This is a genomic window from Aeromonas sp. V90_14 (assembly GCF_029967615.1).
GTDB lineage: Bacteria > Pseudomonadota > Gammaproteobacteria > Enterobacterales > Aeromonadaceae > Aeromonas > Aeromonas hydrophila.
In genome coordinates this window covers 163,448-183,915 of record NZ_JASCAS010000001.1, presented here as the reverse complement: position 1 = coordinate 183,915, position 20,468 = coordinate 163,448, and the positions used below count along the sequence as shown (strand labels likewise).

The following is a 20,468-nucleotide window of genomic DNA, read 5'->3' as shown; positions in this document are numbered from 1 at the left end:
TATCCTCTGGTCATAGGACGGTGAGTTGACGGTAAGTGGCTGATGTCATGGGGTGTTGCTAGCCCCGGGTGAGCGGGGTCAGCCCCTGCGCACGGGCGCACTCATGGGCAAAGGCGAGCAGTGCCGGGTCATCGAGCGGTTGCGGTGGTGCTTGATAGGGTTGGTCGAGCAGGGCGTACTTGCCCGCGCCCAGGGTGTGGTAGGGGAGAAAGTGGATCTCCTGTACTGTGCCGAGGTTGGCGGCGGCCCGGGTGATGGCCTCGATGGAGGCGCGGTCGGCATTGAAGCCGGGGATGAGCGGCACCCGGATCTGCATGGACACGCCGCGCTTGGCTAGACGCTTGAGATTGGCCAGGGGCAGGGCGACCTTGCCACGGGTCCAGTGGAAGAAGCGCTCCTCATCCACATGCTTGAGATCCGCCAGCAGCAGGTCGAGATAGGGGAGGCTCGGTTCAATCTGGTGCCAGGGCACGTGCAGACAACTTTCCACCGCGGTATGCAGCCCCTCGGCCTTGCAGCGGGCCAGCAGGTTGGCGGCAAACTCGGGCTGCATGAAGGGCTCGCCGCCGGAGAGGGTCACCCCGCCGCCGCTGCGCTCGAAGAAGGGGCGATCCCGCAGGATGGTGGCCATCAGGGTGTCCAGGCTCTCCTCCCGGCCGCACACCTGCAGCGCTTCGCTGGGGCAGAGGCCGCGCAGCCGTTCCACATCCTGATTGCCGAGGGCTGAGCGGGCGAGCTGGACACCCTGGCTGTCACGCAAGATTGCCGGACAGGCATCGCTGCAGAGCCGGCATCCCTCGATGCATTGGCGCCGGTCGAGTAGTATGTCCGGCTTGGGAGAGCGGCTTTCCGGGTTTTGACACCAGCGACAGGCCAGCGAGCACCCCTTGAGAAACACCAGGGTGCGAATGCCGGGGCCATCGTGGGTTGAATAGCGTTGCAGGTCGAAAATCATACCGCCTCCTTTTGTTTTTGCATTCTATTTTCTTTCGTTCGAAAGTTGATTTGATTTTGATCAAACAATGTGCGGATGTTATCTCGCTAGAATGGCGACAGATTGAACATCCCATTAAGGAGTCAGAGATGGAGCTTTATCTCGATACTGCCGATGTGGCTGCGGTGCGCCGCTGGTCACGGATCCTGCCGCTGGCCGGCGTCACCACCAACCCGTCCATTACCGCGGCAGGCGGTATGCCGCTGACCGAGTTGCTGCCCGCCCTGCGGGAGGTGCTGGGTCCCAAGGCGCGGCTGTTTGCCCAGGTGATGGCCAAAACCGAGACCGAGATGGTGCGCGAGGCATTTGCCCTGCGTGAGCTGGACCGGGACCTGGTGATCAAGATCCCGGTATGTGAAGAGGGGCTGGCGGCCATCAAGACCCTGACGGCCAACGGGGTGCCGACCCTGGGCACGGCGGTCTATACCCCGCTGCAGGGCTGGCTGGCGGCGGTGGCGGGGGCCGAATACGTGGCGCCCTACGTCAACCGGCTGGATGCCCAGGGGGGCGATGGCATCGCCACCGTACAGGAGCTGCAACAGCTGCTGGCGCTGCACGCGCCGCACAGCAAGGTGCTGGCGGCATCGTTCCGCACTCCGCGCCAGGCACTCGATTGCCTGCTGGCGGGTTGCCAGTCCATCACATTGCCGCTCGACGTGGCCGAACAGCTGCTGCGGGTGCCGGCGGTGGATGCGGCGCTGGCGAAGTTTGACGAGGATTGGCAGCGGGCGTTTGCCTGAGGCTGCTTGAAGGCAGGATGAAGGGGCGGCAGGCGGGCTAAGCTAGAAGAGAGGGCCCGCTGTGACGGGCCGGTATCGATGGCTGATCGGAGGTGCCCCATGAGCGACCATACCCTGCTGCCCCATGGTGAAGATCTGCGCCGCGCCGTGCGCTGGCTCAGCGAGCACCATCAACACGACATCCGGGCCATCGAAGAGGCCTGCATCCGCTTTGATCTGTCACCGCTGGATGAGGAGTTCCTCATCCAGCACTGCGCCTCGCGGTTGCGGGAAGGGGATGCCGACTAGACGAAGTTGGCGAGGTTGATGCCGAACTCTTTGGGATCGACCGTGCTCTCGATGGTTTCCTGCACCCCGTTCTTGGCCAGATCCAGCCACTGCACCTCGAGGTAGTGGCGCTGGGTCCCGTGATAGATCACCTTCACCACCGGTTTGAGCGGCTCATGGGGATTGCGCTGCATGACGATGGCCAGCCGCTGGTTGGAGAGCTGCACCAGCGTCCCCACCGGATAGACCCCCATGCACTTGATGAATTTGGTAACCAGTTCGGCGTCGAAGTGGTGGTTGATCCCCTTGAGCAGAATGCGAAAGGCCTGGGTTGGCTGCATGCCCTGCTTGTAGACCCGATCCGCGGTGACGGCGTCATAGACATCGACGATGCCGCTCATGCGGGTATAGAGCGAGAGCTGCTCGCCTTTGAGCCGCTGCGGGTAACCGGTGCCGTCGAGCCGTTCGTGATGGTTGGCGGCCACCTCTAGCATGGTGGCGGTGATGCCGGGGGTGTTGCTCAGGATCTCGTAGCTGTGCACCACGTGCTGGCGCATGACGGCGAACTCCTCGTCGGTGAGCTTGCCCGGCTTGTTGAGCACCTCGTCCGGGGTCATGATCTTGCCCACGTCGTGCAGCAGGCCGCCCAGGGTCAGCTCCTTGAGCACGCTGCGGTCCAGGTCCAGATATCGGCCGAAGTTCGCCAGCAGGATGGCGACGTTCATCGAATGCTCCATCAGGTAGGCATCCTTGGCGCGAATGCGGGCCAGGCAGAGCATGGCGTCACCGTGGGTGAACATGGTGTCCACCATCTCCTCGGCGACCGCCGCCAGCGGCGTGATGTCGATGGGCTCCCCCGCCTTGAGGTGGCGGATGAACTTGCCCTGCAGCTCGCGGGCCTCCTGATAAAGCCGGCGGATCTTCAGCTCGCGCCCCTCGCCGTTGCCACTGCCGGAGGGACGCTGGGTGCTGGCCGGGGAGATGGCCGGGTCGGGGGAGATGACCTGCTCGATGCCGGGTAGCTTGCTGCGGGCAAGATCGACCCGCACCGTGAGTACGCCGCGCTTGACCAGATCGTTGATCTGCTGGCGGGTGGTCACCAGCCCCATCTGGGCAATCTCCATGCCGCCGGTCTGGCTGATGATGGCGATCACGTACATGCCGGGTTGCAGCTGGTTGACGGGAATAACGGGATGAGGTGTTTGCGACTTCATACGGCTTCCTGAACTTTATTATTATGCGTAACGTTAGGCCCTCTGTTGGCAGTCTAACACCGGCGCCCCGGTTCGTCATGGCGACATGCGTGGCAGCCGCGGCGCTTAGTGCTGGAGTTGTCGGCCCCGGCCGATATAATGACGCCCCTTTCTTGATGGACTCTGAGGTTGTGCATGCGGCTCGATAAATTTCTTTGCGATTGTTCCGACTTGACCCGCTCACTGGCGGGCAAACTGATCCGGCAGGGAGAGGTGATGGTGGACGGTATCGTGGTCAAGCAGCCCGCCTTCCACATCAACGAGCAGAGCCAGGTGGAATTTGACGGTGTCACCCTGACCCTGGATCAGCGCAACCGCTACTTCATGCTGCACAAGCCGGAAGGGTATGTCTGCTCCAACGAAGACCCGGATCACCCCACCGTGTTCTTCCTGATGGATGAGCCGGCCATGGGCAAGCTGCACGTGGTGGGGCGGCTCGATCTCGACACCACCGGTCTGGTGCTGGTGACCGATGACGGTCAGTGGTCCCATCGCATCACTTCCCCCCGCCATGAGTGTGCCAAGACCTACCACGTCTGGCTGGCAGACCCGGTCAGCCCGGATGCCATCGCGCTGTTTGCCGAAGGGGTGCTGCTGCGCAGCGAGACCGAGAAGACCCGGCCGGCCCAGCTGGAGATCTTGGGAGAGTGCGAGGCGCGTCTGACCATCCATGAGGGCAAGTACCATCAGGTGAAGCGGATGTTTGCCGCCATCGGCAACAAGGTGGTGGGACTGCACCGGGAGCGAGTGGGTGACCTGACGCTGGATGAAGAGCTGGCACCGGGCGAATATCGCGAGCTGACTGCCGACGAGATCGCCCGGTTCTGACCCTTCGGGAGTCAGTGTCCGCTGGCTCCCAGTACCAGCGTGGTGCCCAGGGTCGCCAGCAGGGCGCCGGCCCAGGCCGCCAGGGAAGGGCGCTGACCCGAGTGCCACCACAGCAGTGGCAAGAGGATGACGGGCGTGGTGGAGGAGAGGATCGCCACCATGCCGACGTCCCCCTGGCGCAAGGCGACTAGGATCAGCGTCATGCCCATGGCCATCGCCAGAAAGCCGTTGATGCCGATCATCCCCAATACCTGGCGGTTGATGGGGTTGTGCGGCAATGACAGCGGCACTCTCAGCGCCCGCAGGGTGCAGTGGGCCAGCAGGGCGCTGCCCATGCGGATGCCGGAGGCGCTGATTGCATCCACGGTGCCACTCATCATCACCGGTTTGGCGATGATGGCACCCAGGCTCTGGCAGAAGGCGGCGGTCAGGCCCAGACCGATGCCGATGACGAGATGGCCGCGCACCTGTTCCCATTCACTCTGCTGAGCATTGCCACGGCGACCGAACAGGATGGCCAGCATGACACCGGCAAAGACCAGCATGGCCCCCACCAGTCGCCAGCCACCGAGCTGCTCGCTAAACAGCCAGAGGCCGAGCAGGGCGGAGAAGAGGGCATGGCAGGAGAACAGCAGGCCGCTGCGTCTTGGCCCCAGCCGGTTCATGCAGGCAAACAGGGCGGTGTCGCCAACGAATATGCCGATTAGCCCCGACAGTGCCAGCAGGGGCAGGGCGCTCTGGGTCAGGGTCTGCCAGCCGCCGGTGGCCAGACTGGCCGACCCCAGCATCAGGCTGACCAGCAACATGCGCCAGCGGCTGTAGGCAAATGCCCCCAAGTGGCGAGCCGGTTTGACGGAGATGAGGGCAGCTACCGCCCATAAACTGGCTGCTGCCAGTGCCAGCCACTCGTACCCCATAAAAACTCCTGAAAATGTAGCCAGATGCAGGACACAGGCGACAACCGCTCGCACCTCATAAAAAACTACGGAAAAAAATAGCCCGAGAGACTCCATCTTTTGGGCAAGCCCGATACAATACGGGGCGTCTTCGGGGATAACAAGCGCGGCATCATGCATTCGTATTCAGGCGCGCCGCCGGCCTTCCCCCTTCTTGAAATAAGTGTTTTGAACGAGGTTTATGTCATGGTTTTGTGCCCCGCTTCCCGGCCAGCCCGTCGCTGGCTCTCTCCCATGCTGCTGGGTCTGCTGCTGGCGCCGTCGCTGCAGGCGACCACGGTATCCCAGGAGCCTGCGCTGTCTGATCGCCAGACCCTGGTCAAGGGCAATGGCGCCGAACCCGAGTCCCTCGATCCGGCCCAGATCCGCTCTGGTTTTCCCGGTGAAGTGGTGTTGGTGGACTTGTTCGAGGGGCTGGTGAGCGAAGATGGGCAGGGGCGGATCGTGCCGGCCCAGGCCCAGCGCTGGGAGACCAGCGAGGACGGGCTGGTCTGGCGTTTCTTCCTGCGCCCCCAGCTCAAGTGGTCCAATGGTGACGCGCTCACCGCCGCCGATTTCGTCTATGCCTGGCGTCGTCTGCTGGATCCGGCCCAGGCCTCGCCCTCAGCCGGCCTGCTGCTGGCCACCGGCATCAACAATGCCCAGTCCATCTATGCCGGTGCGCTCGATCTCAACACCCTGGGGGTGGAGGCGGAAAGCGACCAGATCCTCAAAGTGACGCTGGAGCGGCCGGTGCCCTACTTCCTGCAGCTGATAAGCCAGCGCCCCTTCGTGCCGGTCAATCAGAAAGCGGTCAGCCAGTTTGGCAAGCAGTGGACCCAGCCCGGCAAGCTGGTGAGCAATGGCGCCTACAAGCTGGTGAACTGGGTGCCCAATGAGCGCATCGAGGCCGAGCGCAACGTCCAGTACTGGGATGATGCCCACACCCGGATCCAGCGGGTGACCTACCTGCCGCTCGCCTCCCAGCATGCCGAACGGCTGCGCTACGAGGCGGGGGAGATCCAGCTCACCAACAAGGTGGCGCTGGAGTATTACCAGAAGACCAAGGAAGCGACCCCCGAGCGGATCTGGGGACTGCCGCTATTGGGCACCTACCTTTACACCTTCAACCTGCGCCGCCCCGAGCTGCAGGACGTGCGGGTACGTCAGGCGCTGGCCATGACCATCGATCGGCACCTGTTGACCGAGAAGGTCAGCGGGCAGGGGGAGCAGGCCGCCTGGTCGCTGCTGCCCGGCATGCCGGGCTACGAGGCGCTGAGCTCCCCCCTGGCCCTGCAGGATCAGCCGACCCGGTTGGCCAAGGCGGCGGCACTGCTGGCCCAGGCGGGCTATGACAGTCAGCATCCTCTCAAGCTGACGCTCACCTACAACACCTCGGAGAATCACAAGAAGCTGGCGCTGGCGGTCGCGTCCATGTGGAAACCGCTGGGGGTCGAGGTGACACTCAACAACATGGAGTGGAATGCCTATCAGGTGGCCAAAGACAGCGGTGATTTCATGCTGGCCCGCTCCTTCCTGTTCGGGGATTACGTGGAGCCCTCTGCCATGCTCAACAGCTTCCGCTGCCAGGATCCCCAGAACGAGAGCGGTTACTGCAACCCGATCTTCGACGGCTTGCTGCAGCAGGCGGCTGATACCCTGGATGGCAATGCGCGGACCGGGCTCTACCACCAGGCCGAGCAGCTGCTGATGGACGAGATGCCGGCCATTCCCGTCTATCACTACAACCAGATGCGGCTGGTGGATCCCACCCTGCGCGGCCTGCCAGTGCAGAACCTTAAGGGGGCGATCGCCACCAAGGATCTCTACTTCAGCCAGCAGTAAGGAGCTTGCCATGAAAATTGCCATTCTGTCCGACCTGCACGGCAGCCTGAGTGCGCTGGAGCGGGTGCTGGACCAGCTTGCCCCTTGGCAGCCGGATCACTACCTGCTGCTCGGCGATCTGCTCAACCACGGCCCGCGCAACCCGGTGCCGCCGGGCTATGCCCCTGCGGCCGTGGCCGAGCGACTCAATACGCTGGCTTCCCGCATCATGGCGGTACGGGGCAATTGTGATTCGGAAGTGGATCAGATGCTGCTGGATTTCCCCATCACCGCCCCTTACAACCAGATGCTGGTGGATGGTCGGCGCTGGTTCGTCAGCCACGGCCATCTCTATCGGCCTGCAGAGGTGCCGCTGCCTGCTGGCAGCCTGTTCATCAGCGGTCACACTCATTTGCCCGTGCTGCAACGCGAAGGGGAGCTGGTGCTGATGAACCCGGGATCCATCTGCTTTCCGCGCGGCAACCTGACGGCAAGTTATGGCCGCTACGAGGATGGGGTGCTCGGTCTCCACGCCTGTGCGGACAGCGAAGTGCTGATGCGGCTGGAACTGTAAAAGAGAGGGGGTTGGGATGCTCGTGCTGCGGAGCAACCAATAGTCGTAACGGGGAGATCAGGCCTTGATGCCGATAGAGCGGGTACCGGAGCGGGTATTGCCCTTGGCGTCATAGGTCAGGGAGTTGCGATCCCGCAGCTTGCTCAGGTAGCTGGCCAGCCGGCGGTTGGAGACGATGCTGAGCTCGAGCAGGCGCCCGTTCAGATCGTTCTGTTCCTGGCAGGCATCGAGTTTCTCACGCAGGGTGCGCATCTGCTCGGGGTAGGCGTTCAGTTGCTGTTTCAGGTCTGGCAGCTGCGCCATGGCCTTGTCCAGCTCTTCAATATCGGCAAGCAGCTTCTGCTTGCGTTCTGCCAGCTCGGGCAGCGCCAGCGCCTGGTGCTGCTTGAGCAGGTTGAACTCCTCCTCCAGCAAGCCTTGCATCTGGGAGAGGTAGTCGTCTTGAGTGTGCAGCAGCGAAGGTAAATCCATTATCCCAGCAACTTGTCGAGGTTGGATTCGAAGTTGAACATCTTCTTGGCCACAGCTTCGCTGTTGACCTGATATTCACCATTGGCCACGGCTTTCTTCAGGCTCTCGACCCGGCTTTCATTGCCGGTGGAAGCTGAGTTGAGGTTCTTCTGCATCTGTTGCAATTGCTGCGCCTCGCTGGTCAAGGAGACGGAGTCGGTCTTGACGGTCGCCGCACGGTTATCGGGGGACGAGGTCGCTGGTTTGGTATTGGCACCCTGGCTGCTCCCGGTATTTTGCAACCGGTTGTTCGCCAAGTTGTTGATATTGTTAATAGCCATAGTGTTTACCTTCGTCTGCTTTGCTGTTCGCTTACCTGTTTATCGGTGGTCATCGCCATAACTTTAGAAAAAAAGTGATCTGAAAAACACTCAGAAGGTGACCACCACGGAGCCAACAGCGTTGACTTTACCCTGCACCGTTTTGCCTGAGCGGATATTGACGAGCCTGATCATGTCTCCGAAGCTGCCATCTTGCAAGGCTCGGGCCATGGTTTTGATTTGCATGCTGCTATTTTCTGCGCTGAGGGTCACCTGATCGCCCTTGCAGACCACGCAGACCTGGCTGAGCCGGATAGGCTGGCCTGGCTTGAGTTCGCGCTTGCTGCGCACGCCAATGAGCGCCGTGGTATCACTGAGATAGTCACCGCGCATCAGCGTCTGATCCTGATAGGCCTGTGTCAGCACACTTTCGCTGAGGATATCGCCCTTGGCCACCGGGGTGGAGACGGTCACATAAGGCTTCTGTATGCTGACCCGCACCGGCAGGTAGAGATCCCAGGGCTTCTCTTCCTCACATTTGAGGTAGACGGTGGTATTGCGGCGGATCTCCATCTTGGCGGGCAGCGTGATGGCAAGATGTTCGTCGCAGCGGCTCAAAGGCAGGCGTTCATCGATGGAGGCTGCCTGCACCTGTACCTGGGCATCGAGCGGGACATCGAGTTGGCCGAGCACAAAATCCTGCGCCTTTTCTTGCAAGTAACTGGTCACCTCGGATGCCGTGGCGTGAGAAATGCCGCAAAACAGCAGTAAGGTGAGGAAAAGTCTACTAATCATTTTCGCTCGCTGGCCGATAAGTTGTTCACGTATATCACCATATTTAACTATGCTTGCTTCAGAATTCGTTCGCAGTGACATCGATAGTCTGACGCAAGCCAACACGCATGCATGATTAATGCCAAGCGTTTTTAGGGAGTGTTTATGGCCAGTATCCTGGACTCGGTCAACCAACGTACCCAGCTAGTTGGGCAAAACCGGCTGGAGTTATTGTTGTTTCGTCTCAACGGACGTCAAAGATTTGGCATCAACGTATTCAAGGTACGTGAAGTGTTGCAGTGTCCTCCCTTGACTGTCATGCCCAAGCTGAACTCCTGCATTCGCGGGGTGGCCCATATTCGCGGCCAAACCATCTCGGTGATCGACCTCAGCATGGCGATGGGCAAGCGTCCGATCGAAGATCTGACCAAGTGCTTCATCATCATCTCCGAATACAACCGCTCCATTCAGGGCTTCCTGGTGCACTCGGTCGAGCGCATCATCAACATGAACTGGGAATCCATCCTGCCGCCGCCGAAAGGGGCCGGACGCATCAACTACATGACGGCAGTGACCGAGGTCGACGGTGAGTTGGTCGAGATCCTGGACGTGGAACGCATTCTCAACGAAATCTCGCCGGTATCGACCGAGGTCAGCAAAGAGCTGGTGGAAGCCAGCGTGGAGCATCCGACCCTGGGACGCCCGGTGCTGGTAGCGGATGACTCCTCCGTGGCTCGCAAGCAGGTACAGCGTGCGCTCGAAGCCATCGGCGTGCAGTGCGTATTGGCCAAGGATGGGCGTGAAGCGCTCAACATGTTGTTGGAGATGTCCAAAAACGGTCCCATCAAGGATCAGATCGCCTTGGTGATTTCGGACATCGAGATGCCGGAAATGGATGGTTATACTTTTACCGCCGAGATCCGCAACAATCCCAATCTCAAGGACTTGCATGTTATTCTGCACACATCCCTCAGTGGGGTGTTCAATCAGGCCATGGTGCAGAAAGTTGGTGCGAACAATTTCATTGCCAAATTCCAGCCGGATGAATTGGCCAAGGCCGTACAAGGCGCACTCTAATCAAGAAGAACAAACTGCATGAAGACACTTTCGGACGACTTATACAAACAATTCAGCAATTTTCTGGCGGTACAGAGCGGAATCGTGCTGGGTGACAACAAACAGTATCTGGTCAAGAGTCGGCTTTCACCCTTGATGACTCAGTTTGGTATTGAGAGTCTGTCTGATCTGGTTACTCGAGCGATGAGTGTGCGTGAGCGTGACCTGAAAATGGCAGTGGTTGATGCCATGACTACCAACGAAACCCTGTGGTTTCGCGATACTTACCCCTTCCAGCTGCTGACGGACAAGATATTTCCCGAGCTCGGCAAGAGTGGCAGACCGATAAAAATCTGGTCTGCGGCCTCCTCTTCTGGGCAGGAGCCTTACTCCATTGCCATGACGGCATTGGAACAGCAGGTCAAGAAACCGGGCACCTTGCCAGGCGGGGTGCAGATCGTCGGGACTGATATTTCCAGCACCATGCTCAATCAGTGCAAGGAAGGGGTGTACGACAGTCTGGCGCTGGCTCGCGGTCTGTCACCCGAACGCAAGAAGCTGTTCTTCGAACCTTATGGTGACAACAAGATGCGGGTGGTGGAGCGTGTCAGAAAATTGACCACCTTCCGGCCATTGAACCTGCTGGAAAGCTACAGTCTGCTTGGCAAGTTCGACATCATCTTTTGTCGCAACGTGCTCATCTATTTTGCACCGGAAGTGAAGTCGAAGATCCTCAACCAGTTTGCTGCCAGCCTCAATCCCGGCGGCTATCTGATGCTGGGGGCTTCCGAGTCGCTGGCCGGGTTGACCGACAGGTTCGAGATGATCCGGTGCAACCCCGGCATCGTCTACAAGGTTAAATGATCCCCGCTTAAATCCCTCTTTGGCACACCTCTTGCTAATAATTTCTCAAGCAGGAGGTGTGCTATGGCAATTTCATTCGACAAGGCATTTGGTATTCATCAATACACGCTGAGCGTTCGTTCCAAGCGTGCAGAGGTGTTGTCCAGCAACATTGCCAACGCGGACACGCCGGGCTTCAAGGCTCGGGATATCAACTTCTCGCAAGCATTGGAAGAGGCCCAGCAACAACAGGGCTTTGGCCTTGCCACGACCAGTGAGAAGCATTTCGCCCTGCAGATGAATGCGCCAGGCGTTACGCAATATCGCAATCCCTTGCAGCCCGATACCGGTGATGGCAACACGGTAGACGTGCAGCAGGAGCGCAGCGAGTTTTTGCGCAACAGCCTTGAATACCAGACCTCCCTTGAATTTATGAACAGCAAGATCAGCGGCCTGCTGAAGGCCTTGAAAGGAGAACAGTGATGAGTTTGTTCAAGGTCTTTGACATTGCAGGCTCGGCCATGAGTGCACAGTCTGTTCGCCTCAACACGGTAGCCAGCAACATGGCCAACGCCGACAGCGTCAGCTCCAGCGTGGAAAAAACTTACCATGCCAGGCGGCCAATTTTTGCCGCCCAGCTGGATCAGGCCATGTCGGACAAGCAGGCGTCGGCCGGGGTTGAAGTAAAGGGGATTGTCGAGAGCGAGGCACCCTTGCTCAAGGAGTACAACCCCAACCACCCCATGGCGGATAAAGACGGCTTCATCTTCAAACCCAACGTCAACATGGTGGAAGAGATGGCGGACATGATCAACGCCTCGCGCAGCTATCAAACCAATGTGCAGGTTGCAGACTCTGCCAAGAAGATGCTGCAGCAGACGCTCAACCTCGGCAAGTCCTGACAGGGGGACGCATAGATGGCAGATACAACCAGTGGCGTGAACGGCATCGGCCGCACGACCACCCAGACTACGGGCACGACGTCGACGCCCAAGAAGGAGCTGGATCAGGAGTCGTTCCTGAAGCTGCTGACCATGCAGCTCTCCTATCAGGATCCGTTCAAGCCGGTGGACAACGCCCAGATGCTTTCCCAGATGACCTCCATGTCGACGTCGCAGGGGATCAGCAGCCTCTCCAACCAGATTGGCAGCCTCAATAGCCTGATGACCTCCAGCCAGGCGCTACAAGCCTCGGCGCTGGTGGGGCAAAACGTCTTGCTGCAGAGCAATGTGGGTTACCTGGAAAAAGACGGTTCTTTGCCAGGCGTGGTCGCCGTGGGCACAGAAAACAAGTATTCGAACGTGAAGATCACCATCGAAGACGAGAGCGGGCAGGTCATCAAGGAGTTTCCGCTGGAAGGTGACCAGAAGGGCAACATCGAAATCGTCTGGGATGGCAAGGACAAGGACGGAAACCCGGCCAAAGAGGGCAAATACACCCTCAAGGCAAACGGTACCGTGGACGGGAAGTCGGAGAGTGTCCCGATCTTTGCCTATGGCAAGGTCGACAGCGTGATCCTGGGTACGGCAAGCAATCCGACTCAGCTCAATTTGAAAGGCCTCGGTACAACAAGCCTGAACAGTATCTTGCAGATTGCAGGTACGGTGAAAACACCATCAACCCCTATGCCAACAGCATCGATCTAAGGAGCTGGATATGTCATTTAACAATGCCTTGAGCGGTGTCAACGCGGCACAAAAAGATCTGAACGTTACCGCCAACAACATTGCCAACGTCAATACCACGGGCTTTAAAGAGTCTCGTGCCGAGTTTGCGGATGTATATGCCAACTCCATCTTCGTCAATGCCAAGACCCAGGTCGGCAATGGTGTGGCAACGGGGGCGGTGGCACAGCAGTTTCACCAGGGGGCGCTGCAGTTCACCAACAACGCCCTTGATTTGTCCATTCAGGGCAACGGTTTCTTCGTGACGTCGGACGGTCTGACCAACCTGGATCGTACCTTTACCCGGGCCGGCGCCTTCAAGCTGAATGAAAACAGCTATATGGTCAACAATCAGGGCAACTATCTGCAAGGTTATGAAATCAACACGGATGGGACGCCCAAGGCGGTCAGCATCAACGCCACCAAACCGATTCAAATACCGGATCGGGCGGGTGAGCCAAAAATGACCGAGCTGGTGGAAGCCAGTTTCAACCTGAGTATCGAGTCGAAAACCAAACCAACGTCACCGACTGCGTTTGATCCGACCAACTCGGCTACCTTTGCCCACTCAACCTCGGTGACGATATATGATTCGCTTGGTGCTCCCCATGTGATCACCAAATATTTTGTCCGCCATGAGGATCCGGCTGCCCCGGGAACGCCGCTGACGCCGGGTACCTGGAGCATGTACATGTATGAAGGGAACAAGCCCATTGATATCGCCGGTGGTTCACCCAGCCCAGCGACAGGCGTCCCCACAGGCGTAAAGATGGAGTTTACTTCCGGCGGCAAATTGGATCCAACTAAAACCGTTCCAGCTGATCCGATCAAAACCGTCGCCCTTGGCACGACGGCCGGGATTATTACCAACGGTGCGGATCCCGCTCAGACATTGGAGATCCGTCTCGGTGATGTGACTCAATACAGCTCACCTTTCAACGTCACCAAACTGACCCAGGATGGTGCCACTGTTGGTAATCTGACCAAGGTCGAGATTACGCCGGACGGTATTGTGTCGGCGACCTACAGCAATGCGACGACGTTGAAGGTTGCCATGGTGGCACTTGCCAAATTCGCCAACTCGCAAGGATTGACCCAGGTCGGGGATACCTCCTGGCGCCAGTCTCTGCTCTCTGGTGATGCGCTGCCCGGCACCCCCAACTCGGGCACCTTGGGTAGCATCAAGTCCTCTGCGCTGGAGCAATCCAACGTGGATTTGACCTCCCAGCTGGTCAACCTCATCACGGCGCAGCGCAACTTCCAGGCCAACTCCCGTTCGCTGGAAGTGAACAGCTCCCTGCAGCAGACCATACTGCAGATCCGCTAATCACCCTCTTGTTAACAAAGGGCGCTTCGGCGCCCTTTTTCATGGGTATTTGCCGCCTTGGTGACCCGAGGTAATGGGGATTGGCATTCAAATTGCAGTTCCTCTGTCAGAGTCATCAGTTTGACGGAGGATCCCATGGATCACCTGCTATACATCGCCATGTCGGGCGCCAAGGAGAGCATGAACAGCCTGGCTGTTCGAAGCAACAACCTGGCCAACGCCAATACCACCGGCTTCAAGTCCGACTTCGAGCAGGCGCGCAGCATGCAGGCGTTTGGCGAGGGGCTGCCCACCCGGGTATTCGCCATGGCGGAGCGGCCTGGCCAGAACCTGCAGCATGGCATGCTGATGACCACGGGTCGGGATCTTGACGTTGCCGTCGACGGCCAGGGCTGGATTGCGGTGCAAGATCCCAAGGGCGGCGAAGCCTATACCCGCATGGGCAATCTGCAGCTGAGCGCGACCGGCAACCTCCAAACCTCCACCGGGTTGAACGTGGTGGACGACGGCGGTCAGCCCATCGTGCTGCCGCTGCCGATGGAGAAAATTGAAATCAACCGGGACGGCACCATCAGTGGCCGTCCGGAAGGGGCCGCCGCCAACCTGCCGGAGAATTTCCAGCGCATCAAGCTGGTCAATCCGGCGGTGGATGCGGTGGAGAAGGGGCAGGACGGCCTGTTCCGTCGCAAGGATGGCCAGAATGAAGCGGCGTCGGCCACTGTCGGCCTGATTGCCGGCTCCCTTGAGGGGAGCAACGTCAACGTGGTTGATGAAATGACCAACCTTATTCGGTTGCAACGTCAGTTTGAAACCCAGGTCAAAATAATGAAGACCGCGGAAGAGAATGACGAGGCTCAAACCCAGCTGCTGCGTATCAGCTAACCAAGGAGTTTTACATGAACCCTGCACTCTGGATCAGCAAGACCGGCTTGGATGCACAGCAGACCAACATCTCGGTTACCTCGAACAACCTGGCGAACGCCAGCACCGTGGGTTACAAAAAATCCCGGGCCATCTTCGAGGATCTGCTCTATCAAAACATCAACCAGCCCGGTGGCCGTTCATCGGCCGACACCGAGCGCCCTTCCGGCCTGATGCTGGGGGCGGGGGCCAAGGTAGTGGCCACCCAGAAGAACCACAGCCAGGGCAACGTGCAAACCACGGACAACTCGCTGGATCTGATGATAAGCGGCCGTGGCTACTTCGAGATCCAGCTGCCCGATGGCAGCGCGGCCTATACCCGCAACGGCCAGTTCACCCTCAACAGTGAAGGGACCATCGTCACGCCGGGCAACGGTTATCCGCTGCAGCCGGAGATCCAGATCCCGGAGAACGCCCAGAGCGTGACGATTGGCGAGGATGGTCAGGTGTCGGTACAGCTCAAAGGGGATGGCGCCTCCCAGGTGGTAGGCCAGATCAACACCACCGACTTCGTCAACGCCTCTGGCCTGCAGCCCATGGGCGAAAACATGTTTGTCGAGACCCAGTCCAGCGGCGCGCCGGTGCAGGGTGTCGCCGGGACGGACGGACTGGGGGTGATCAAGCAGGGCATGCTGGAGACTTCCAACGTCAACGTGACCGAAGAGCTGGTGAACCTGATCCAGGCCCAGCGGGTGTACGAGATGAACTCCAAGGTTCTCTCGGCGGTGGATGGCATGATGTCCTTCCTGATCCAGCGCACATAAGTAGGAGGCGCATGATGAAAGCCATATGGATGCTGGGACTGCTGGCGTTGGGGGGCTGCAGCAGCACGCCCAATACCGCCAAACCCGATGATCCCGAGTTTGCCCCCGTCTACGGGGAGTCGGAGCCGGTTTCGGTCAGACCGACCGGTGCCATCTTCCAGCCCGATCAGGTCAACGGCATCTATTCGGACATCAAGGCGCACAAGGTGGGCGACATCATCACCATCGAGCTGGCCGAGTCCACTTCCGCCTCCAAGAAGGCCAATACCCAGAGTGGCAAGGATAATAAATTCACCATGAATCCGGCTGTGTTGGGCGGTGTGCCGGTGACGGCCGGCCCCTACGATCTGTCGGCCTCCCTCAGCCAGAACGGTGCCTTCAAGGGGCAGGCCAAGGCGGATCAGAGCAACAGTCTGCAGGGCAACATCTCCGTCAGCGTGGCCAAGGTACTGCCGAACGGCAACCTGCTGGTGCGCGGCGAGAAGTGGATCATGCTCAACAACGGCAACGAATATATCCGGATCACCGGCATGATCCGCCCCGAGGATGTGACTACCGACAACAGCGTCTCATCCCAGAAGGTGGCCAATGCGCGCATCCATTACGGTGGTACCGGTGATCTGGCCAATACCCAGGAACAGGGGTGGCTCACCAGCTTTTTCAATGGCCCCTGGTGGCCGCTCTAGGAGGTGTTATGAAGTCGCTCCGTCTTGTTGCCCTGTTCTGCTGCCTGTTGCCCCTGGGGATGGCCCATGCCTCTCGGATCAAGGACATCAGCTCGGTGGAAGGGGTACGTAGCAACCAGCTGATCGGCTACGGTCTCGTGGTCGGTCTGCCGGGCACGGGTGAGAAGAGCAACGCCTTCACCGAGCAGACCTTTCGTACCATGCTGAACAATTTCGGCATCAAGGTGCCGGACAACATCAAGCCCAAGATCAAGGACGTGGCACCGGTGGCCATTCATGCGGATCTGCCGCCGTTTGCCAAGCCGGGCCAGACTATCGACGTGACGGTATCGGCCATCGGCGAGGCCAAGAGCCTGCGCGGCGGCACTTTGCTGCAAAGCTTCCTCAAGGGGCTGGATGGCCGGGTCTATGCGGTGGCGCAGGGCAGTCTGGTGGTTGGCGGGCTGGGGGCCGAGGGGGCCGACGGCTCCAAGGTGGTGATCAATACCCCGACCGTGGGTCGTATCGCCAACGGGGCTACCGTGGAGCGGGAAGTCCCGAACTCCTTCAGCCAGGGGGATACCATCACCTTCAACCTGAACCGCCCCGATTTCACCACGGCGCGCCGGTTGGCGGACGTGGTCAACGATCTGGTCGGCCCCAACACGGCGCAGGCGCTTGATGCCACCTCGGTCAAGGTCTACGCACCGCGGGACCCGGGCCAGCGGGTCTCCTATCTCGCCACCATCGAGAACCTGGAGGTGGATCCGGCCAGCGAGGCAGCCAAGATCATCGTCAACTCCCGGACCGGCACCATCGTCATCGGCAGCCAAGTGCGGCTCAAGCCGGCGGCCATCAGCCATGGCGGCTTGACGGTCACCATCGCGGAAAATCAGCAGGTGTCCCAGCCCAATCCGCTCTCCGGCGGGCAGACGGCGGTCACCAACAACTCCACCATCAACGTGCAGCAGGAGCAGGGACGCATGTTCAAGCTGGATACCGGGGCCACCCTGGATGATCTGGTGCGGGCAGTGAATCAGGTCGGGGTGGCGCCCGGCGATCTGATGGCGATCCTGGAGGCGCTGCAACAGGCCGGTGCCATCGAAGGTCAGCTGGTCATACTGTAATAAAGCGGCAAGGGGTTGCCACGGGCGGCAATGAGGTAAGCAAAATGGCAGAGTTAGATACCAACAGTGGCGTGAATCTGGGCATGGTGCAGGATATCCAGAACCTGGATCGCCTGCGCCAGCTGAGCCAGAGCAAGGAGGGCAAGGCGGATGCGCTCATGGCGGCGTCTCGCCAGTTTGAGTCCATTTTTACCCAGACCCTGTTTCAAAGCATGCGCCAGGCCAACCAGGTATTGACCCAGGACAGCCCCTTCAACAGCAGCTACACCCAGTTCTATGAGGGGATGCTGGACGAACAGCGGGTCGCCGACATGTCGAGCAAGGGCGGCATCGGCCTGGCTGCCATGGTGGCCAAGCAGCTCTCGCCGGAGACCTTTACCCATCACGACGGGCGGGTGCTCAAGATGCCGCAGCGTACCGAGCGGGTCTATAAACCCTATCAACCCCCCACCTCGGCGGCCAACGATCTCATCTCAGCCTCAAAAGTTGGCAAAGATTTTGCTGACAAGGAGATGAGTGGCGATGTGCAGCCTTTGGCAATGGCTCATCGCAGTCGCCGCACCATACCGCCGATGGGGCCTGCGCAAGTAGGACACGGCATTCGCGGCGCCAAGGCGCTCGATGAAACGACCCAGGTGTTTGACACCCCTGAAGAGTTTGTCAACCGGCTGATGCCGCTGGCCAAGAAGGCGGCCGACAAGCTGGGATTGAGCCCGGCAGTGCTGGTAGCCCAGGCGGCGCTGGAAAGCGGCTGGGGCAAGCGGGTGATCAAGAACGGGGAGGGGCAGGTGACCCACAACCTGTTCGGCATCAAGGCCGATCCGCGCTGGGAAGGGCCCAAGACGGTGGTCAGCACTCTGGAATATGAGAAAGGAGTGGCATCGCGCCAGAAGGCGGCGTTTCGCTCCTACGAGTCGTTCGAGGAGAGCTTCAACGACTATGTCGATTTCCTGACCTCGGGTTCCCGCTACAAGGGAGCCCTGGCCAAGGTGGACAGTCCGGACCGTTATTTCGAAGCCTTGCAACAGGCTGGATACGCCACCGACCCGCACTATGCCAGGAAACTGAAACAGGTATTGCGCAGTGACGCCATTGCCGGCTACTCCGCGACCAACAATACAGAAATGGAGCTGTAAGTCATGGCAAGCGATCTGCTTGGAATTGGTACCTCGGGTGTGATGGCCCAGCAGCGACTGCTGCAGACCACCAGTAACAACATCGTCAACGTCAATAGCCAGGGCTATGTGCGTGAACGGACCCTGATCTATACCAATGCCAACGGACTTGGTACCGGCGACATGCTGACCGAGCGGGTCATCAACGCCTATGCCCAGGGAGAGGTCAGACGCGACACGTCCGCCTTCTATGCCTCCTCCACCCGTTATCAGCAACTCGCCAACACCGACAGCCTGCTGGGTGACACCAGCAACAGCGTCGGCGCCGCCATCAGCTCCTATTTCGAAGGGTTCCATACCGCCAACGAAGCCCCTGCCGATATCTCCGGCCGCAAGACCACCTTGAGCCAGCTCAGTGGCATGGTAAACCGCTTTCACACCCTGTCGGCCCAGCTGGACAAGCAGACCGACACCATCAATACCACCATCGGCGATGAGGCCAAGCGGGTGAACAGCCTGATCAACAGCATCAACGATCTGAACCAGGCCATCATTCGCACCCAGGGCACGCCGGAAGAGAACCTGATGCTGTTCGACCAGCGCGACGAGGCCATCCGCCAGCTCTCCGAGAAGATGGAGATCCGCACCGTGCCGCAGGACAACGGCAGCATGCTGGTCAACATGAGCACCGGCCACTCCCTGGTACTCAATGGCAGCGTTGCCCAGCTCAGCGTGGTGCCGGGCAATCCCGATGCCCGTGAGCCCGAGTTGCAGCTGAACATGGACCCCAACAAGATCACCCTGAACAACAAGGACATTGGTGGCGGTCTCGGCGGTCTCTTCTCCGCCCGCAACGATCTGGAACCGTCCAAGCGCGAGCTGGGCCAATTGGCCGCAGCCATGGCCGATGCCATGAACCAGCAGAACCGGCTGGGGATGGATCTGGACAACGAGCTGGGAGGGGATCTCTTCTCTCTTGGCTCGAGCGATGGTCTGGCCTACAGCCAGAACACCGGCAGCGGCGCCGCCAAGGTGAGCTTCGTGCCCGGCAAGGGCACGGAAGTGACCACCTTTGATTACGAAGTGCAGTTCAGCAGCGCTACCGGTTACGAGGTGTTCTCGGTGGACAAGGATGGCAACCGCATTTCGCTGACCACAGGTACCACGCCGCCCGCCACGGTGCAGGTGGCGGGTCACGGTATCCAGATCGATCTCTCCGGCACCCCGGCGGCGGGGGATAAGATCCTGCTGCAACCGACCAAGCGGGCGGCAGCCGGCTTGGGTCAGCTGGCAACCCGGGCCGAAGATCTGGCGCTGGCATCGCCGCTCAAGGCCGACAAAGGCAAGAACAACTTCGGTTCGGGAGAGATCAAGCTCAACGGCATTACCAATACCGGTGCCGGCTCAGGCTTTGGTATCAACAGTCTGAATCCGGCCTCACCTCAGATAGTGAAGATAGACGGCAGCGGCAACTATGAGGTCTATGCGGCGGACGGTACCACGTTGATTGGGGTAGCCCCCGCTTCCAGCAAGGGACAGAACCTGATGGCTGCCCTCGAGAGTCCACTGGGCGGCCCCAAGGTTTATGCCACTCCGACCCAGACTCCGGGTTACGAGTTCAGCATTACCGGCAAGGTGGAGGCCAAGGACAGCTTTACCCTCAGCTACAACACCGACGGCTTTGCCGACAACGCCAACGGGCTGGCTCTGGCGGATCTGCAGAACAAGGATCTGGTGCGCAAGAGCAGCAACGCCGGCACCAGCAACGACAAGATGACCTTCAACGAGGCTTACTCCAGTCTGGTGACCGGGGTGGGCAATACCGCCAGCCAGGCCAAGAGTCAGCTCAAGGCAGACGAAACGAAATTGACCCAGAGCAAGGGGATTTTCGAGAGTGTCTCCGGTGTCAGCCTGGAGGAGGAGGCGGCCAACCTGATCCGTTATCAGCAGTCCTATGCCGCTTCCGCCCAGATTGTCAGCACCGCCAAGACCATCTTCGATACCCTGTTGTCATCAGTGAGGTAAAT

At 59.8% G+C, this 20,468-nt stretch carries 23 protein-coding genes; 17 read left to right on the top strand and 6 right to left on the bottom strand.

Annotation, left to right across the window (positions count from 1 at the left end; translation table 11 throughout):
* Nucleotides 1-58: 58 nt before the first annotated feature.
* Nucleotides 59-955: a glycyl-radical enzyme activating protein gene (locus tag QLG02_RS00815; protein ID WP_282464247.1), complete on the bottom strand. Its 897-nt coding sequence runs from the start codon at nt 953-955 to the stop codon at nt 59-61.
* 128 nt (nt 956-1,083) lie between these two features.
* Here QLG02_RS00815 and fsa point away from each other — a divergent pair, with 128 nt between their 5' ends.
* Nucleotides 1,084-1,734: a fructose-6-phosphate aldolase gene (gene fsa, locus QLG02_RS00810; RefSeq protein ID WP_024944821.1), complete on the top strand. Its 651-nt coding sequence runs from the start codon at nt 1,084-1,086 to the stop codon at nt 1,732-1,734.
* Between the two features lie 99 nt (nt 1,735-1,833).
* Nucleotides 1,834-2,022, top strand: coding sequence for a hypothetical protein (locus tag QLG02_RS00805; protein WP_282464246.1), 189 nt, complete (start codon nt 1,834-1,836; stop codon nt 2,020-2,022).
* Here the strand turns inward: QLG02_RS00805 and QLG02_RS00800 are convergent.
* Entirely contained in the window at nt 2,019-3,215 is a 1,197-nt protein-coding gene (locus QLG02_RS00800) for an HD-GYP domain-containing protein (protein WP_011706654.1), read from the bottom strand. The genes QLG02_RS00805 and QLG02_RS00800 overlap by 4 nt on opposite strands.
* A gap of 174 nt (nt 3,216-3,389) precedes the next feature.
* On the opposite strand from QLG02_RS00800, the gene rsuA reads away from it, so the two are divergent.
* Complete coding sequence (gene rsuA / locus QLG02_RS00795; RefSeq protein ID WP_016351327.1) at nt 3,390-4,082, top strand: 16S rRNA pseudouridine(516) synthase RsuA; 693 nt, start codon at nt 3,390-3,392, stop codon at nt 4,080-4,082.
* A gap of 11 nt (nt 4,083-4,093) precedes the next feature.
* Here rsuA and QLG02_RS00790 read toward each other — a convergent pair whose 3' ends face one another.
* A complete protein-coding gene (locus QLG02_RS00790) occupies nt 4,094-4,999 on the bottom strand; it encodes a DMT family transporter (protein ID WP_282464245.1) in 906 nt (301 codons plus the stop codon).
* A 273-nt stretch (nt 5,000-5,272) separates the two neighbouring features.
* Between QLG02_RS00790 and QLG02_RS00785 the strand changes: the two genes are divergently transcribed.
* Nucleotides 5,273-6,862: a peptide ABC transporter substrate-binding protein gene (locus tag QLG02_RS00785; protein WP_282464404.1), complete on the top strand. Its 1,590-nt coding sequence runs from the start codon at nt 5,273-5,275 to the stop codon at nt 6,860-6,862.
* A 10-nt stretch (nt 6,863-6,872) separates the two neighbouring features.
* Nucleotides 6,873-7,415, top strand: coding sequence for a phosphodiesterase (yfcE, locus tag QLG02_RS00780; protein ID WP_282464244.1), 543 nt, complete (start codon nt 6,873-6,875; stop codon nt 7,413-7,415).
* A 57-nt stretch (nt 7,416-7,472) separates the two neighbouring features.
* On the opposite strand, the gene QLG02_RS00775 is transcribed toward yfcE, so the two are convergent.
* The 3 genes from QLG02_RS00775 to flgA all read right to left on the bottom strand — a co-directional run bounded on the left by QLG02_RS00775 (nt 7,473) and on the right by flgA (nt 8,902).
* Nucleotides 7,473-7,886 (bottom strand): flagellar protein FlgN, encoded by a 414-nt coding sequence (locus QLG02_RS00775; RefSeq protein ID WP_029299796.1) that lies wholly within the window; start codon nt 7,884-7,886, stop codon nt 7,473-7,475.
* Nucleotides 7,886-8,206, bottom strand: a complete 321-nt coding sequence (gene flgM, locus QLG02_RS00770) for a flagellar biosynthesis anti-sigma factor FlgM (protein ID WP_282464243.1) — start codon at nt 8,204-8,206, stop codon at nt 7,886-7,888. Before flgM ends, QLG02_RS00775 begins: the two co-directional genes overlap by 1 nt.
* A gap of 90 nt (nt 8,207-8,296) precedes the next feature.
* Entirely contained in the window at nt 8,297-8,902 is a 606-nt protein-coding gene (gene flgA, locus QLG02_RS00765; RefSeq protein WP_257703145.1) for a flagellar basal body P-ring formation chaperone FlgA, read from the bottom strand.
* A gap of 222 nt (nt 8,903-9,124) precedes the next feature.
* Here flgA and QLG02_RS00760 point away from each other — a divergent pair, with 222 nt between their 5' ends.
* The 12 genes from QLG02_RS00760 to QLG02_RS00705 all read left to right on the top strand — a co-directional run bounded on the left by QLG02_RS00760 (nt 9,125) and on the right by QLG02_RS00705 (nt 20,466).
* Complete coding sequence (locus QLG02_RS00760; RefSeq protein WP_011706646.1) at nt 9,125-10,036, top strand: chemotaxis protein CheV; 912 nt, start codon at nt 9,125-9,127, stop codon at nt 10,034-10,036.
* An 18-nt stretch (nt 10,037-10,054) separates the two neighbouring features.
* Nucleotides 10,055-10,879 carry a protein-glutamate O-methyltransferase gene (locus QLG02_RS00755; protein WP_011706645.1) on the top strand — a complete coding sequence of 275 codons (825 nt, stop codon included), beginning with the start codon at nt 10,055-10,057 and terminating at the stop codon, nt 10,877-10,879.
* 63 nt (nt 10,880-10,942) lie between these two features.
* Entirely contained in the window at nt 10,943-11,341 is a 399-nt protein-coding gene (gene flgB, locus QLG02_RS00750; RefSeq protein ID WP_282464242.1) for a flagellar basal body rod protein FlgB, read from the top strand.
* The gene (flgC, locus tag QLG02_RS00745) at nt 11,341-11,760 is read left to right on the top strand and encodes a flagellar basal body rod protein FlgC (protein WP_011706643.1); all 420 of its coding nucleotides are present in this window, start codon (nt 11,341-11,343) and stop codon (nt 11,758-11,760) included. The genes flgB and flgC overlap by 1 nt, the downstream gene beginning before the upstream one ends.
* Nucleotides 11,761-11,775: 15 nt before the next feature.
* Nucleotides 11,776-12,504 (top strand): flagellar hook assembly protein FlgD, encoded by a 729-nt coding sequence (locus QLG02_RS00740; protein ID WP_106552938.1) that lies wholly within the window; start codon nt 11,776-11,778, stop codon nt 12,502-12,504.
* A gap of 10 nt (nt 12,505-12,514) precedes the next feature.
* Entirely contained in the window at nt 12,515-13,849 is a 1,335-nt protein-coding gene (gene flgE, locus QLG02_RS00735; protein ID WP_011706641.1) for a flagellar hook protein FlgE, read from the top strand.
* A gap of 135 nt (nt 13,850-13,984) precedes the next feature.
* Nucleotides 13,985-14,731, top strand: coding sequence for a flagellar basal-body rod protein FlgF (flgF, locus tag QLG02_RS00730; RefSeq protein ID WP_011706640.1), 747 nt, complete (start codon nt 13,985-13,987; stop codon nt 14,729-14,731).
* 14 nt (nt 14,732-14,745) lie between these two features.
* A complete protein-coding gene (flgG, locus tag QLG02_RS00725; protein WP_011706639.1) occupies nt 14,746-15,534 on the top strand; it encodes a flagellar basal-body rod protein FlgG in 789 nt (262 codons plus the stop codon).
* A gap of 14 nt (nt 15,535-15,548) precedes the next feature.
* Nucleotides 15,549-16,220 (top strand): flagellar basal body L-ring protein FlgH, encoded by a 672-nt coding sequence (gene flgH, locus QLG02_RS00720; protein WP_011706638.1) that lies wholly within the window; start codon nt 15,549-15,551, stop codon nt 16,218-16,220.
* Nucleotides 16,221-16,228: 8 nt separating this feature from the next.
* Nucleotides 16,229-17,326, top strand: coding sequence for a flagellar basal body P-ring protein FlgI (locus tag QLG02_RS00715; protein WP_011706637.1), 1,098 nt, complete (start codon nt 16,229-16,231; stop codon nt 17,324-17,326).
* A 44-nt stretch (nt 17,327-17,370) separates the two neighbouring features.
* Nucleotides 17,371-18,462 carry a flagellar assembly peptidoglycan hydrolase FlgJ gene (gene flgJ, locus QLG02_RS00710; RefSeq protein ID WP_226032001.1) on the top strand — a complete coding sequence of 364 codons (1,092 nt, stop codon included), beginning with the start codon at nt 17,371-17,373 and terminating at the stop codon, nt 18,460-18,462.
* A gap of 3 nt (nt 18,463-18,465) precedes the next feature.
* Entirely contained in the window at nt 18,466-20,466 is a 2,001-nt protein-coding gene (locus QLG02_RS00705) for a flagellar basal body rod C-terminal domain-containing protein (protein WP_282464241.1), read from the top strand.
* The last annotated feature ends 2 nt before the right edge of the window (nt 20,467-20,468 follow it).

Bases quoted from the DNA above. Each gene is read 5' to 3' on its own strand.
- QLG02_RS00740 (WP_106552938.1), top strand. From the start codon at position 11,776: ATGGCAGATACAACCAGTGGCGTGAACGGCATCGGCCGCACGACCACC.
- QLG02_RS00760 (WP_011706646.1), top strand. From the start codon at position 9,125: ATGGCCAGTATCCTGGACTCGGTCAACCAACGTACCCAGCTAGTTGGG.
- flgH (WP_011706638.1), top strand. From the start codon at position 15,549: ATGAAAGCCATATGGATGCTGGGACTGCTGGCGTTGGGGGGCTGCAGC.
- QLG02_RS00775 (WP_029299796.1), bottom strand. From the start codon at position 7,886: ATGGATTTACCTTCGCTGCTGCACACTCAAGACGACTACCTCTCCCAG.
- flgB (WP_282464242.1), top strand. From the start codon at position 10,943: ATGGCAATTTCATTCGACAAGGCATTTGGTATTCATCAATACACGCTG.
- flgE (WP_011706641.1), top strand. From the start codon at position 12,515: ATGTCATTTAACAATGCCTTGAGCGGTGTCAACGCGGCACAAAAAGAT.
- QLG02_RS00800 (WP_011706654.1), bottom strand. From the start codon at position 3,215: ATGAAGTCGCAAACACCTCATCCCGTTATTCCCGTCAACCAGCTGCAA.
- QLG02_RS00815 (WP_282464247.1), bottom strand. From the start codon at position 955: ATGATTTTCGACCTGCAACGCTATTCAACCCACGATGGCCCCGGCATT.
- QLG02_RS00755 (WP_011706645.1), top strand. From the start codon at position 10,055: ATGAAGACACTTTCGGACGACTTATACAAACAATTCAGCAATTTTCTG.
- flgC (WP_011706643.1), top strand. From the start codon at position 11,341: ATGAGTTTGTTCAAGGTCTTTGACATTGCAGGCTCGGCCATGAGTGCA.
- QLG02_RS00790 (WP_282464245.1), bottom strand. From the start codon at position 4,999: ATGGGGTACGAGTGGCTGGCACTGGCAGCAGCCAGTTTATGGGCGGTA.
- flgJ (WP_226032001.1), top strand. From the start codon at position 17,371: ATGGCAGAGTTAGATACCAACAGTGGCGTGAATCTGGGCATGGTGCAG.
- flgF (WP_011706640.1), top strand. From the start codon at position 13,985: ATGGATCACCTGCTATACATCGCCATGTCGGGCGCCAAGGAGAGCATG.
- QLG02_RS00785 (WP_282464404.1), top strand. From the start codon at position 5,273: ATGCTGCTGGGTCTGCTGCTGGCGCCGTCGCTGCAGGCGACCACGGTA.
- fsa (WP_024944821.1), top strand. From the start codon at position 1,084: ATGGAGCTTTATCTCGATACTGCCGATGTGGCTGCGGTGCGCCGCTGG.
- rsuA (WP_016351327.1), top strand. From the start codon at position 3,390: ATGCGGCTCGATAAATTTCTTTGCGATTGTTCCGACTTGACCCGCTCA.
- flgG (WP_011706639.1), top strand. From the start codon at position 14,746: ATGAACCCTGCACTCTGGATCAGCAAGACCGGCTTGGATGCACAGCAG.
- QLG02_RS00805 (WP_282464246.1), top strand. From the start codon at position 1,834: ATGAGCGACCATACCCTGCTGCCCCATGGTGAAGATCTGCGCCGCGCC.
- QLG02_RS00715 (WP_011706637.1), top strand. From the start codon at position 16,229: ATGAAGTCGCTCCGTCTTGTTGCCCTGTTCTGCTGCCTGTTGCCCCTG.
- yfcE (WP_282464244.1), top strand. From the start codon at position 6,873: ATGAAAATTGCCATTCTGTCCGACCTGCACGGCAGCCTGAGTGCGCTG.
- flgM (WP_282464243.1), bottom strand. From the start codon at position 8,206: ATGGCTATTAACAATATCAACAACTTGGCGAACAACCGGTTGCAAAAT.
- QLG02_RS00705 (WP_282464241.1), top strand. From the start codon at position 18,466: ATGGCAAGCGATCTGCTTGGAATTGGTACCTCGGGTGTGATGGCCCAG.